This window comes from Streptococcus sp. 1453, from assembly GCF_013276955.1.
In the GTDB taxonomy this organism is placed as follows: domain Bacteria; phylum Bacillota; class Bacilli; order Lactobacillales; family Streptococcaceae; genus Streptococcus.
The window spans coordinates 185,045-198,445 of sequence record NZ_VMLZ01000002.1 but is presented as its reverse complement, the minus strand read 5'-3'; the positions used below and the strand labels follow the sequence as shown (position 1 = coordinate 198,445).

The following is a 13,401-nucleotide window of genomic DNA, read 5'->3' as shown; positions in this document are numbered from 1 at the left end:
AAATTCTGAGTTTGTATAATTGGTTGAGTTTGGAATAGTACGCTGTAGCTACTAAAACATTTCTAGAAATTAATTTGACTTTCCTAATAGAGTTGTTCATATCTTATTTCAATCTACTATATATTCATCCATAAATTGTTGTAAACCAATAGACTTTCCATTGAACCGTCCTTCACCCAAGGTTTTGTTAAATATCAATACATCGCACATGTCAATATCACATTTTTTAAAACATATTTCACCAGGATATGATTTTCTTTCACCTTCCACAAATTCATATATTTTATTAGACTTCCTGCGAAACTAAAATCCTAGTTCACAGTTGATAATGTCAGCAATCAAATTCATTCGTAATCCAAACCGTTTGCGTCTATTTCGATAGGTTGTTGAAAATATTTTAAACGTTTTTACTTTGGCAAAAATATTCTCAACCTTGATTCTTTCTTTAGATAGCACATGATTATAGGATTTATCTTCAAGAGTTAGTTGCTTAAGTTTGCTTGATTTCCTCGGAGTTTGCGCTTGTGAATACATCTTCATGAGCCATTGATAACCACTGTCAGCCAAGATTTTACCAGCTTGTCCGATATTTCTACGACTCATTTTGAACAACTTCATATCGTGGCAATAGCTCACCGCAATATCCAAAGAAACAATTCTCCCTTGGCTTGTGACAATCGTCTGAACCTTCATAGCATGGCATTTCTTTTTACCAGAATAATTCTCTAATTGTTTTTTTTAGGACGATTGATTTTTACCTCTGTTGCATCCACAATCACCATATCCTCAGCACTAAGGTGAGTTTTTGAAATCGTAAAACCACTTTAAAGAAGAGTCACTTCAATCCATTGACTCCGACAGATTAAGTTGCTTTCGTGAATGCAAAAATCAGCCGCAATTTGTTCATAAGTGCGGTATTCTCGCGTGTATTGAAGAGTGGCCATAAGAAGGTCTTCTAGGCTTAATTTAGGTTTTCGCCCACTTTTTTCGTGTTTAAGTTGATAAGCTGTTTTTAACACAGCTAACATCTCTTCAAAAGTCGTGCGCTGAACACCAACAATACGCTTAAACCGAACATCAGTTAATTGTTTACTTGCTTCATAATTCTATTGTATCATATTTTTGTTTCGCAGGAAGTCTAGTGTATGAACGCCTTTTTAGAAGAGCTTTCACAAGTTTATCCAGATGATTATCTTTTACTTGTCATAGACAATGCTATATGGCATAAATCAAGTACCTTAAAGATTCCGACTAATATTGGCTTTGCATTTATTCCTCCACACACACACCAGAGATGAACCACAATGAATAAGTGTGGAAAGAGATTCGTAAACGTGGATTTAAGAATAAAGCCTTTCGAACTTTGGAAGATGTCATGAATCAACTTCAAGATGTCATACAAGGACTGGAGAAGGAAATGATAAAGTCCATCGTTAATCGGCGATGGACTAGAATGCTTTTTGAAAACAGATGAGTATAAGTTAGAACAAGGAAAACATTACAATGTAGCCATCATTCACCTTGCAAAAAACTTATCAGAATGCTGTTTTATCTTTTCAAAAACGAGCTACCCTTTGACGAACAAAAAGTGATGTAACTTCTGAATTTGACACAGGATTACCTTTGAAAAAATGGATTTTTTCAAGGGATTTTTGACGTGCTCTAAAATCAGCAAATTTGAAACAAGAAATATTTTAGATAAAACTATTGACTTTTCTTATAGTTTGTCTTTTGTAATCTTATATCTAAAATTTAATATTCATTTCTGCCGCTTTAGATATAGCTATTGAAAATACACTCTCTTCAGCAAATTTTCTCTTATTTTCTATCCAATGTTCGAAGTGCTACTTGATAAGTTTGCTCCATCAGCATAGTAATGGTCATAGGACCAACACCTCCAGGGACTGGCGTAATATGGCTAGCAAGTGGAGCAACTGCCTCATAATCCACATCCCCACAGAGCTTACCATTTTCATCACGATTCATCCCAACATCAATGACTACTGCACCTGGTTTGACAAAGTCAGCGGTCACAAACTTGGCACGACCGATTGCGACCACCAGAATATCTGCTTTAGCAGCCACCTTAGCAAGATTATGGGTGCGTGAGTGAGTCAAGGTCACTGTTGCATTCTTGGCCAAAAGAAGCTGGGCCATGGGTTTTCCAACAATGTTTGAACGACCGATGACAACCGCATTTTTACCTTCCAAGTCAATCCCATATTCATGGAACATTTCCATAATTCCTGCAGGTGTCGAAGGAATCATGACTGGATGACCAGACCAAAGGCGTCCCATATTTAGAGGATGGAAACCATCCACATCCTTTTCTGGGTCAATGGCTAATAAAACCGCCTCTTCATCGATATGTTTTGGTAATGGCAACTGGACCAAAATCCCATGCCAAGCTGGATCCTGATTATATTTAGCAATCAGGTCTAACAATTCCTCTTGAGTAATGGTATCTGGAACTCGCACTACTTCGCTACGGAAACCAGCCGCAAGAGCTGACCTCTCCTTGTTGCGAACGTAGACTTGGCTGGCTGGATTGTCTCCAACCAAAATCACTACCAAACCAGGTACTAGACCTGTTTCTTCCTTTAATCTTGCAGTTTTTTCAGCCAACTGTCCCTGCAATTTGGCCGCTAAAGCTTTCCCATCAATAATCTGTGTCATATCACTTCTCTTTTCTTTCAAATATCTTCCATTATACCAAAAACTGCTAGTACCCTCTAACACTTCTTTCCTAGGCAATCCTATAGTTTCAAACTATAAGAAAAAGCTCTGGTTGAGCTTTTCACTAATCTTGTCTTGAAATTTTAAAATAGATTATAAAACCTTACTCAAGAAGTCCTTAGTCCGTTGTTCTTGGGTTTGTTCAAAAATCTGTTCAGGTGTTCCGTCTTCAACAACCACACCATCTGCCATAAAGATGACACGGTCTGCCACCTCGCGAGCAAATCCCATCTCATGTGTTACGATAACCATAGTCATCCCTGACTTGGCAAGGTCTTGCATAACAGCCAATACCTCACCTACCATTTCAGGATCCAAGGCTGAAGTCGGCTCGTCAAAGAGCAAAACATCAGGTTCCATAGCCAACCCACGCGCGATGGCAATCCGTTGTTGCTGGCCACCTGACAAACTCTGTGGATAAGCGTCTGCCTTATCTGGTAAACCAACTTTTTCCAAAAGCTCTTGGGCTCTCTTCTCAGCAACTGCCTTGCTCTCACCTTTGGTCTTGATAGGTGACAAGGTGATATTTTCCATCACAGTCATATTAGGAAAGAGATTGAATTGTTGGAAAACCATCCCCATCTTCTCACGCATGGCAAACAGGTCATTCTTCCTGTCCGTAATATCGACTCCCTCAAAGATAACCTTCCCATTTGTTGCCTCTTCCAACAAATTCATAGAGCGAAGCAAGGTAGATTTCCCGCTCCCTGAAGGACCGATGATAACGACAACTTCTCCTCTTTTAATCTCGAGGTTGATGCCCTTCAATACTTCATTCTTTCCAAATGATTTATGTAAATTTTCAATTTTTATCAAGGTTTCTGTCATTATTTCTTATCTCCTTGTCCCATACGTTTTTCAAAAGCTTTCAAGGCTACGGTCAAAATAGAGGTCATAATCAAGTAATAAAAGGCTGCAAATAAAAGTGGTGTTAAAGGTAGATAGGTTGTTGTAGAAACTGTTGTAGCTCCGTTCCACAACTCCATGACACCGATAGCTGATAAGAGGGAACTATCCTTGATAATAGTGATAAATTCGTTCCCCAATGCTGGCAAAATATTTTTGATAGCTTGTGGCAAAATCACATAGCGCATCGCATTTTTAGGACGAATCCCTAGCGAATAAGCCGCCTCTAGCTGACCTTTTGGAACTGCATTGATTCCGGCACGGACAGTCTCAGAAACATAAGCACCACTGTTCATAGAAATAATCAAAATCCCTGGAATCAGACGAGACAAATCAACACCCAAAATCCCAACCTGAATAGTCGGGGCATTGATATGCATAAGAGCAAAGGCAATCATAATCTGAACCATCATAGGTGTCCCACGGAAAATCCAAACGTACAAGTTGGCCAGCCAAACAAGCGGTTTAAACTTTGAACGTTGCCCAAAAGCCAAGACAACACCCAAAATAGTTCCCAAAAAGACAACACAGATAGAAATAAGAACCGTCACAACAGCCCCATAGTTAAAATAAGGTAAATACTTAGGTAAAAAAGAAAAATTCATAGTCACACTGCTTTCTAAAATAGAGTACTGTATGATTATAACATGTATTGAATTAAAATTCAAATCTTTTATCCAATTTATTTAAAAATCTTTAAACTAGCAGAATTAGCGAGAAATCTTAGTTTTTTCTAGTCAAGTTGGCCTCCTTTATGGTAAAATAGTAACGATAAGAAATGAAGGAGAATCAAAATGGAATCACATTTGGTTAGAATCATCAACCGCCTTGAAGCAATGGCAAACGATGGCGGAAATTTAAAACGTAATTTTGAACGCGAAGGAGTTGTTGTTGCAGAAGTTGCGTACAGCCACGACGAAGAAAACGGCTCAATCTTTACCCTTCGTGACGTAGAAGCTCGCGAAACGTATACGTTTGATAGCATTGACTTGATTGCAATGGAGATTTACGAACTCCTTTACTAATACAAAACAAGCTGGGATTGTCCCTGCATGTCTAACCAAAATCCTTTTTGTCTCACAAATAGGATTTTTTTATAGTCCAAATTCACAAAGATCTTCATTGTAATAACTTCTCAAAGCTACAATCTTTTTACTTGCTTTACACCCCAATCCTGTTATAATGAAAGTATAGAAATTTGACTATTTTTGACCTTTAAACAGGTCAAGCTAAAGAAATGAGGTAGATGTATGTTTTGTCAAAACTGTAAAATCAACGACTCAACAATTCATCTTTACACCAATCTCAATGGAAAACAAAAACAAATTGACCTCTGTCAAAACTGCTACAAGATTATCAAGACTGATCCTAATAACAGTCTCTTTAAAGGCATGACGGATCTGAACAATCGTGACTTCGATCCCTTTGGTGATTTTTTCAATGACCTAAACAATTTCAGACCTTCTAGCAATACTCCTCCTATTCCCCCAACCCAATCAGGTGGAGGTTACGGTGGAAACGGCGGTTATGGTTCCCAAAATCATGGATCCGCTCAAACTCCACCACCAAGCCAAGAAAAAGGGCTGCTGGAAGAATTTGGTATCAACGTAACTGAGATTGCCCGTCGTGGAGACATTGACCCCGTTATCGGGCGCGACGATGAGATTATCCGTGTCATCGAGATTCTCAATCGTAGAACCAAGAATAATCCTGTTCTTATTGGCGAACCAGGTGTCGGAAAAACTGCTGTTGTCGAAGGCCTAGCTCAGAAAATCGTTGATGGCGATGTTCCACATAAACTCCAAGGTAAACAAGTCATCCGTCTGGATGTGGTTAGCTTAGTTCAAGGAACGGGTATTCGTGGACAATTTGAAGAACGCATGCAAAAACTCATGGAAGAAATTCGCAAACGTGAGGATATTATCCTCTTTATCGATGAAATCCATGAAATTGTTGGTGCAGGTTCTGCGAGTGATGGTAATATGGACGCAGGAAATATCCTCAAGCCAGCCCTTGCTCGTGGAGAACTGCAACTGGTCGGTGCTACTACCCTCAATGAATACCGTATCATTGAAAAGGATGCTGCCTTAGAGCGTCGTATGCAGCCTGTTAAAGTCGATGAACCAACAGTGGACGAAACAATCACTATTCTCAAAGGGATTCAAAAGAAATACGAAGACTACCACCACGTTCAATATACCGATGCTGCAATTGAAGCAGCTGCAACTCTTTCCAATCGCTACATTCAAGATCGCTTCTTACCTGACAAGGCCATTGACCTCCTAGATGAAGCTGGTTCTAAGATGAACTTGACCTTGAATTTTGTCGATCCTAAAGTGATTGATCAACGCTTGATTGAGGCTGAAAATCTCAAGTCTCAAGCTACACGAGAGGAAGATTTTGAGAAAGCGGCTTATTTCCGCGACCAGATTGCCAAGTATAAAGAAATGCAAAAGAAAAAGGTCACAGACCAAGATACTCCTATCATCAGCGAGAAAACTATTGAGCACATTATTGAGCAGAAAACCAATATCCCTGTTGGTGATTTGAAAGAGAAAGAACAATCTCAACTCATCCATCTAGCCGAAGATCTCAAGTCTCATGTTATTGGACAAGATGATGCTGTCGATAAGATTGCCAAGGCTATTCGCCGTAATCGTGTCGGTCTCGGTACACCTAACCGCCCAATCGGAAGCTTCCTCTTCGTCGGACCAACTGGTGTCGGTAAGACAGAACTTTCCAAACAACTAGCTATCGAACTCTTTGGTTCTGCTGACAGTATGATTCGCTTTGATATGAGTGAATACATGGAAAAACATAGTGTGGCTAAGTTGGTCGGCGCTCCTCCAGGTTATGTTGGCTATGATGAGGCTGGACAATTAACTGAAAAAGTTCGCCGCAATCCATATTCTCTTATTCTCTTGGATGAAGTAGAAAAAGCCCATCCAGATGTCATGCACATGTTCCTCCAGGTCTTGGACGATGGTCGTTTGACAGATGGGCAAGGACGTACCGTCAGCTTCAAGGATGCCATTATTATCATGACTTCAAATGCAGGGACAGGTAAGGCTGAAGCCAGCGTTGGTTTTGGGGCTGCTCGCGAAGGACGTACCAACTCTGTTCTCGGTGAACTCGGTAACTTCTTTAGCCCAGAGTTTATGAACCGTTTTGATGGTATTATCGAATTTAAGTCTCTCAGCAAAGATAACCTCCTTCAGATTGTCGAGCTTATGCTAGCAGACGTTAACAAGCGCCTTTCTAGCAACAACATTCATTTGGATGTAACTGACAAGGTCAAGGAAAAATTGGTTGACCTCGGTTATGATCCAAAAATGGGGGCGCGCCCACTTCGTCGTACTATTCAAGACTATATTGAGGACGCAATCACTGACTACTACCTTGAAAATCCAAGCGAAAAAGACCTCAAGGCAGTTATGACCAGCAAGGGTAAGATTCAAATTAAGTCTGCCAAAAAAGCTGAAGTTAAAACTTCTGAAAAAGAAGTATAAATCCTATAGAAAAGGAGTAGAAAATGAAAATTTTCTGCTTCTTTTTACTAAAATAACTGTAATTTCTTGACAGCTTGGCCTTTGTCCATTATGATAATAATAACGATACTAGATAATGAGGAAAATGCAATGGCAAACCCAACTTTCGGAGAAAAAAAAGCGAATACAGACTATGTTTCACGTTACGGTGTATATGCAGTTATTCCTGACGCTGAACAAAAACAAATAGTTTTAGTTCAAGCTCCTAATGGTGCTTGGTTCTTACCAGGTGGCGAAATTGAAGCAGGGGAAAATCATCAGGAAGCCCTAAAACGTGAATTGATTGAAGAACTTGGATTCACTGCTGAAATTGGTACCTATTATGGACAAGCTGACGAATATTTCTACTCTCGTCACCGTGATACCTACTACTACAATCCTGCCTACCTCTATGAAGCGACTTCTTTCAAGGAAGTTCAAAATCCACTAGAAGACTTTAATCATATTGCCTGGTTCCCTATTGACGAGGCTATTGAGAACCTCAAACGTGGTAGCCATAAATGGGCCATCCAATCTTGGAAAAAACAGCATAAGATTGACTAATACTCTTCGAAAATCTCTTCAAACCACGTCAGCGTCGCCTTACCGTAGGTATATGATACTGACTCTGTCAGTTCTATCCACAACCTCAAAACACTGTTTTGAGCAACCTGCGGCTAGCTTCCTAGTTTGCTCTTTGATTTTCATTGAGTATAAATCAAGCGACTTTATTCAAAAAGTGCTATAATAGAATTAGAAAATCGGAGGAAATATTATGAAGCTTATCAATACAACAAACTCACACTCGCAACTTGTAAAAAGCCAGCTAGAAAGTACCGATGCAACCCTTGTTGAGGTTTACTCAGCAGGGAATACAGATGTTATTTTTACCCAAGCTCCGCTTCACTATGAAATCCTCATCTCAAACAAACACCGTGCTATTCGTGAGCCTGAAATCGAAACCATTCAAGAATTTTTCTTGAAACGTAAAATTGATAAGGACTCTATTGATGAAGCCAATATCAAGACACTCTACTCAGAAAAATTAATTGGAATTTCAATCCCAATCAAGTAAGGAAATTGAGTAAAAACTCGACTTGAGCGAAAGTCCAATAAGTCTTTCCATAATAAAACGCATAGTAGCAAGAGTTTCTACACCTGCTATTATGCGTTTTTATCATTTTGAAATCTTTTGCTCACGATACTACTATAGAAAAAGATTTGATTCTGCTCCTCACACAATCAAATCTTTTTTTATTAAAAACGAATCGTTTCACGTGTTTTCTCATATGAGGTAACAAAGCGATTGGTTACACCAGGCTCTGCCACTTCCAATGCTTGAGAAATCTTGTCAAATGAAGCGTGATAATCAAATTCTTTTTCAAAAATATCTAAAGCTTCGTTAAATGCTTCTTGAATGCGTTCATCAAATGAGCGATAGCGGTTAGAATATTGCAAGAGTTGCTCTGTTAAGGTTGCATATTGTACAATATTATAAGTTTCCGTTTCTAAAGCTTCCATATCATTCGTTGCAATTTCAAGAACTCGGGTAACAGATTCAATGTTAATCATTTTCTGTTCTAACTCAACCATTAAATCCTCGGTATTATTGCTTGCCGTAAAGAATAACTTCAAGAAAGTTTGTGGAATACCTGGCAGATTGCGTTTTTCCATGTATCGCTTGATAGTATGGAGACGATTGACATAAACATTGGCCTTTTGACGTGCATTGATATCATCTTTCTCAATTTGTGTCAGGCGCTCACTAACTGAAATTTGCTCATCTTCAATATCTTTAAGATTTTCCTGTAAAGATTCAAGATTTTCTTCAAGAATTGAATAAGCTTGGGTTGGTTCTTCTTGATTTGAAGTTACCTCAACAATAGCTGCCTCAAAACTCTCTAATTCTGTCTGAATACGACGAACATGGCTTGCAGCTGTCTCAGGAAGTAAATAGGTCTTGCTCAAACGTGCAATATCTTCTCCCAATAAAGTATTATTCTCTTTCATATGTTGAAGGTAAGTTGGAAGAGTTGCAAGTAGATTTTCCACTACTTTCTGAGCAGCAATTTCTCGAGTAAAAATATCATACAAGGCATTGATTTCCTCTTGTGCCTGTCCATTCTCATATTCGGCATTATCCAATTCCAACTGACGAATATTCTCTTGGTTTTTCTTGAATGCTTCATAAAGCAAGTGGAAACGTGCTTCAATATCCGTTTCAACAAAATGATAATTAGCATCAATTAGTTTACGATAACCATCTTCTAAATCTTCTAGTTGATCTGGTAGCTCTTTAGATAATGTTGTTACAATTGCTGGTATACGATCAACAATATGTGTCAAAGCCAAGATATGATTTTCAGCATTATCCAAAATCACAGCAGCTTCTACTGGGTCACCCGATGAATTCAAGGTTACAAATTGTGAAAATTCAGATTGGATATTTTCTAATTGTTTTTCAATTTCATCCAAGGCTTGACCATACTGTTCTGAATTTTCAGCAACTCTATGCTGAAGTTCCTCAAATAAATCCAAAGCATGAAGAACACGACCACTATTTTTAGATTCTTGCTTCTCTAAGTCTGCCAAAGCATTGCGAATTTCAGCAATATCTTCTTCAATCAAAGTAATTTGACTCTCAATTTGGTCAATTTGATGACTGGCCTTGAGAAAACGAAATGAATGGTTATAGCCTTCTGCTTCAAAGAGATTATTTTCAATATCGGCAAAAGAGTTGAGAGATAAATCGACCCATTTTTGATTCCATTCACGGAAAGCCACTTGACTTTGTCCAATCAAGTGCATATTTTTTACAGCTTCTACTTCATCATTTACTGGAAGATTGTATAGTTCTTCTTTTCTTTCTTCTAGCGCTTCTAATCTTCCCTCGTTTCGCTTACGTAGAAAGATTGCCACTACATAAGCCAGAACTAAAATGACTGCAATTGCAACCATTAAATAAATTAGTTGTCCATTAGACATATCAAACTCCTTTTTTTACTTGAAACAATCGTAATGATTATATCATATTTTTTAGACCAAGGGAACTACTTCTCCCGATTTTTTAGACATCAAGTGTACTATAAACGGCATTTTCCTCGATAAACTCACGACGAGGTTCTACTCGATCCCCCATCAACATATCAAAGATTTTATCTGCTTCTGCAGCATCATCCACAGAAACTCTAGCCATCAAGCGATGTTCGGGATCCATGGTTGTTTCCCACAACTGATGATCGTCCATTTCACCTAGCCCCTTATAACGCTGAATAGTTGGTTTGGCACGTCCTTCACTATGGCGAGCCAAGGCTTCTTGGAGTTTGATTTCTTGATCTGCACCTGGCTGGATGTATTCTTTAATCTCGCTTCCAACCTTGACACCATAGATTGGTGGTTGGGCGATATAAACATAACCAGCTTCTAGGATTGGTTTCATATAACGATAAATCAAGGTCAAAAGAAGGGTACGAATGTGGGCTCCATCGACATCGGCATCGGTCATCAAAACGAGTTTTTGGTAACGGGCTTTCGAAACATCAAATTCTGCGCCAAATCCTGTCCCCATTGCTGTGAAAAGACTACGAATTTCTTCGTTAGCTAGAATCTTATCCATACTTGCCTTTTCAACGTTCAAAATCTTACCGCGAATTGGAAGGATAGCCTGAAACTCACGGTTACGACCAGATTTGGCTGATCCACCAGCTGAGTCTCCTTCGACGATGAAGAGTTCTGTTTCAGCAGGATTGTTAGAAGAACAGTCTGCTAGTTTCCCTGGAAGGTTGGAAATTTCCAAACCAGATTTTTTACGAGTGACTTCACGCGCACGCTTGGCAGCCACACGAGCCTTGGCAGCCAAAATTCCTTTTTCTACGATACGTTTGGCAATCTGTGGATTTTCCATGAGAAAATCGGAGAAGGCATCACTGAAGAGGCGATTGGTAATCTTGACCACTTCACTGTTCCCAAGTTTGGTCTTTGTTTGTCCTTCAAACTGTGGATTTGGGTGTTTAACTGAGATAACTGCAGTTAATCCTTCGCGAACATCTTCCCCTGTCAGGTTGTCTTCATTGTCTTTTAGTAACTTATTCTTACGTGCATAATCGTTGATGACACGTGTCAAGGCTGTACGGAAACCTTGTTCATGCGTTCCACCTTCATGGGTATGAATATTATTGGCGAAACTCATAACATTTTCATGATAACCCGTTGTGTACTGCATGGCTACTTCAACTGTGATATCATCCATCTCACCGTCTGTATAGATTGGTGTATCAAAGATTACATCCTTATTCTCATTGATATATTCAACATAACTAGCAATCCCACCTTCATAGTGGTAATGCTTAGTTTGTTCCAAACCTTGGCGCTTATCTGTGATGGAGATTTGAAGACCGCGATTTAGAAAGGCCAACTCTTGAATCCGTTTATTTAATTTATCAAAATCAAAGGTTGTTGTTTCCGTGAAGATTTCTGGATCCGGAGTAAAATGAACCGTTGTTCCTGTTTTATCCGTATCTCCAACCACCTCAAGGTCTGCGACAACATGACCACGACGGTATTCTTGGTAATGAATTTTTCCGTTTTTGTGGACATGAACGTCTAATTGAGTAGAAAGAGCATTAACTACTGAGGACCCCACACCGTGAAGACCACCTGAAACCTTGTATCCGCCACCGCCGAACTTTCCTCCAGCGTGAAGGACAGTAAAGACAGTCTCAACGGCAGGTCGACCTGTTTTTTCCTGAATATCGACTGGGATCCCACGTCCATCATCGACAACAGTGATCGAATTATCTGGCTCAATAAAGACTTGAATATGGCTGGCAAATCCTGCCAAGGCCTCGTCAATTGAGTTATCAACAATTTCCCAGACTAGATGGTGAAGACCTTCTTTTGAGGTTGATCCAATGTACATCCCTGGACGCATACGAACAGCCTCTAAGCCCTCTAAAACTTGAATTTGACTGGCATCATAATCCTGTGCCTGCAGATTTTTGATTTCTTCTGTCATCTTATTCCTTTTTCTTATATGTCTAATACTTGTCTTAAATTCACGATACTGGTAAATAAGTGGGTATCGAGTCCAGCAGCTTGCCCTGCTTCGATATCAATCGGTCGATCACCAATGACAAGACCAGAGCTAATCTGATACTTTTCTCTTAAATAAAGCATGGACTCAGGATTTGGCTTTCTCTTAAAGCCTGAGCTAGAAGTCACTACTTCCGTAAAATAGGTTGCTATAGAAGTTTTTTCTAAAATTTCTAAGACCTGATTATTTCGATGAGAGACCAAAAAATGACGTCCACCTTGTTTTGAAATGTCTTCCAATAGGTCAGAAACTCCTTCAAACAAAATCGGGTGTTCAAGCTCTCTGGCTTCATTTTCCTTGTATTTTTCTAAAAAATTCTCTAAATTGGGAGCGAATGTCTCAATCGCAAAAGGAGTAGAAACCTTTAAAGCTTGATAGACACTGTCATGGTCTTGTGTGACGCCATACAGTGCCAATGTTTCAACAAATGCGGCTGTTGAAGTTTCATAATTATCCAGTAAAGTTCCACCTAAATCCCAGATATAATCGTGATATTTCATACCCTTCATTATAGCATTTTTTTATGAAAAAAGCGATGATTTCCCTGATTTTTCCACATAAAAAACGAGAGAATAACTCCCGTTTTACTGATTTTTACCAAAGACATCTCGATAGAGCATTCCTGTTCGTAAACTCTCTTCGTCCCCTCCTAGTTGCTCCACCAACTCGTAGGCAAAGGCAAGAGCTGTCGAAGGGCCTCGACTGGTTGTCAACTGACCATCTACCACTACTGTTTCCTTGACATATTGACCATCAAGGATTTGCTCTTGAACGCCGTCATAACAAGTAAACTTCTTGTTTTTCAACACTCCTGCTTGATTGAGGGCAATTGGTGCCGCACAAATGGCCGCCAGTTTCTTCCCTTCTTGTTCGAAATTTTGCAACTCTTGCATCAAGGCCTGATTATCACGTAAATGTGCAGAGCCAGGCATCCCTCCAGGAAGAACAATCATGTTATAGTCTGATAAATCACCATCAAAGACACGATCTGCACTTACTTGGATTGCATGCGAACCCGTCACTTGCTCTTCAAACCCAACCATATCACAAGTGATATTTGCACGACGCAAGACATCTACAACTGTCAAGGCTTCAATTTCTTCAAAGCCCTGAGCTAACATAACTGCTACTTTTACCATG

General features: G+C 39.4%; 11 protein-coding genes and 2 pseudogenes. 5 read left to right on the top strand and 8 right to left on the bottom strand.

The annotated features are described in order from the left end of the window. Positions 1 to 303 precede the first annotated feature (303 nt). Positions 304 to 1,061 (bottom strand): annotated as a pseudogene (locus HW098_RS01855) (IS5 family transposase). An 84-nt stretch (positions 1,062 to 1,145) separates the two neighbouring features. Here HW098_RS01855 and HW098_RS01850 point away from each other — a divergent pair. Continuing rightward, positions 1,146 to 1,474 (top strand): annotated as a pseudogene (locus HW098_RS01850) (transposase); the annotation flags it as partial. Between the two features lie 344 nt (positions 1,475 to 1,818). Here the strand turns inward: HW098_RS01850 and HW098_RS01845 are convergent. From HW098_RS01845 to HW098_RS01835, 3 genes are all read right to left on the bottom strand, one after another. Next, on the bottom strand, positions 1,819 to 2,676 hold the full coding sequence (locus HW098_RS01845) for a bifunctional methylenetetrahydrofolate dehydrogenase/methenyltetrahydrofolate cyclohydrolase (protein ID WP_176139096.1): 858 nt from the start codon (positions 2,674 to 2,676) through the stop codon (positions 1,819 to 1,821). A 153-nt stretch (positions 2,677 to 2,829) separates the two neighbouring features. Beyond that, positions 2,830 to 3,564 (bottom strand): amino acid ABC transporter ATP-binding protein, encoded by a 735-nt coding sequence (locus tag HW098_RS01840; RefSeq protein ID WP_176139095.1) that lies wholly within the window; start codon positions 3,562 to 3,564, stop codon positions 2,830 to 2,832. Then, on the bottom strand, positions 3,564 to 4,247 hold the full coding sequence (locus HW098_RS01835) for an amino acid ABC transporter permease (RefSeq protein WP_001011642.1): 684 nt from the start codon (positions 4,245 to 4,247) through the stop codon (positions 3,564 to 3,566). Before HW098_RS01835 ends, HW098_RS01840 begins: the two co-directional genes overlap by 1 nt. Positions 4,248 to 4,436: 189 nt before the next feature. On the opposite strand from HW098_RS01835, the gene HW098_RS01830 reads away from it, so the two are divergent. The 4 genes from HW098_RS01830 to HW098_RS01815 all read left to right on the top strand — a co-directional run bounded on the left by HW098_RS01830 (position 4,437) and on the right by HW098_RS01815 (position 8,244). After that, positions 4,437 to 4,667 carry a DUF1797 family protein gene (locus tag HW098_RS01830; RefSeq protein WP_000443574.1) on the top strand — a complete coding sequence of 77 codons (231 nt, stop codon included), beginning with the start codon at positions 4,437 to 4,439 and terminating at the stop codon, positions 4,665 to 4,667. 225 nt (positions 4,668 to 4,892) lie between these two features. Further along, entirely contained in the window at positions 4,893 to 7,151 is a 2,259-nt protein-coding gene (locus tag HW098_RS01825) for an ATP-dependent Clp protease ATP-binding subunit (protein ID WP_176139094.1), read from the top strand. Positions 7,152 to 7,280: 129 nt separating this feature from the next. Then, on the top strand, positions 7,281 to 7,733 hold the full coding sequence (locus HW098_RS01820; RefSeq protein ID WP_176139093.1) for an NUDIX hydrolase: 453 nt from the start codon (positions 7,281 to 7,283) through the stop codon (positions 7,731 to 7,733). 211 nt (positions 7,734 to 7,944) lie between these two features. Next, positions 7,945 to 8,244 (top strand): DUF1827 family protein, encoded by a 300-nt coding sequence (locus tag HW098_RS01815; RefSeq protein WP_000767194.1) that lies wholly within the window; start codon positions 7,945 to 7,947, stop codon positions 8,242 to 8,244. A gap of 182 nt (positions 8,245 to 8,426) precedes the next feature. On the opposite strand, the gene ezrA is transcribed toward HW098_RS01815, so the two are convergent. The 4 genes from ezrA to HW098_RS01795 all read right to left on the bottom strand — a co-directional run bounded on the left by ezrA (position 8,427) and on the right by HW098_RS01795 (position 13,400). Continuing rightward, positions 8,427 to 10,154 (bottom strand): septation ring formation regulator EzrA, encoded by a 1,728-nt coding sequence (ezrA, locus tag HW098_RS01810; protein ID WP_176139092.1) that lies wholly within the window; start codon positions 10,152 to 10,154, stop codon positions 8,427 to 8,429. Positions 10,155 to 10,236: 82 nt separating this feature from the next. After that, positions 10,237 to 12,183, bottom strand: a complete 1,947-nt coding sequence (gyrB, locus tag HW098_RS01805; protein ID WP_176139091.1) for a DNA topoisomerase (ATP-hydrolyzing) subunit B — start codon at positions 12,181 to 12,183, stop codon at positions 10,237 to 10,239. Between the two features lie 14 nt (positions 12,184 to 12,197). Continuing rightward, the gene (locus HW098_RS01800; protein WP_176139090.1) at positions 12,198 to 12,761 is read right to left on the bottom strand and encodes an HAD family hydrolase; all 564 of its coding nucleotides are present in this window, start codon (positions 12,759 to 12,761) and stop codon (positions 12,198 to 12,200) included. Positions 12,762 to 12,845: 84 nt separating this feature from the next. Further along, complete coding sequence (locus HW098_RS01795) at positions 12,846 to 13,400, bottom strand: DJ-1 family glyoxalase III (protein ID WP_176139089.1); 555 nt, start codon at positions 13,398 to 13,400, stop codon at positions 12,846 to 12,848. Between the last annotated feature and the right edge of the window lies 1 nt (position 13,401).

Excerpts from the sequence above, each read along its gene's own strand:
- HW098_RS01845 (WP_176139096.1), bottom strand. The coding sequence starts at position 2,676 with ATGACACAGATTATTGATGGGAAAGCTTTAGCGGCCAAATTGCAGGGA.
- HW098_RS01840 (WP_176139095.1), bottom strand. The coding sequence starts at position 3,564 with ATGACAGAAACCTTGATAAAAATTGAAAATTTACATAAATCATTTGGA.
- HW098_RS01835 (WP_001011642.1), bottom strand. The coding sequence starts at position 4,247 with ATGAATTTTTCTTTTTTACCTAAGTATTTACCTTATTTTAACTATGGG.
- HW098_RS01830 (WP_000443574.1), top strand. The coding sequence starts at position 4,437 with ATGGAATCACATTTGGTTAGAATCATCAACCGCCTTGAAGCAATGGCA.
- HW098_RS01825 (WP_176139094.1), top strand. The coding sequence starts at position 4,893 with ATGTTTTGTCAAAACTGTAAAATCAACGACTCAACAATTCATCTTTAC.
- HW098_RS01820 (WP_176139093.1), top strand. The coding sequence starts at position 7,281 with ATGGCAAACCCAACTTTCGGAGAAAAAAAAGCGAATACAGACTATGTT.
- HW098_RS01815 (WP_000767194.1), top strand. The coding sequence starts at position 7,945 with ATGAAGCTTATCAATACAACAAACTCACACTCGCAACTTGTAAAAAGC.
- ezrA (WP_176139092.1), bottom strand. The coding sequence starts at position 10,154 with ATGTCTAATGGACAACTAATTTATTTAATGGTTGCAATTGCAGTCATT.
- gyrB (WP_176139091.1), bottom strand. The coding sequence starts at position 12,183 with ATGACAGAAGAAATCAAAAATCTGCAGGCACAGGATTATGATGCCAGT.
- HW098_RS01800 (WP_176139090.1), bottom strand. The coding sequence starts at position 12,761 with ATGAAATATCACGATTATATCTGGGATTTAGGTGGAACTTTACTGGAT.
- HW098_RS01795 (WP_176139089.1), bottom strand. The coding sequence starts at position 13,400 with ATGGTAAAAGTAGCAGTTATGTTAGCTCAGGGCTTTGAAGAAATTGAA.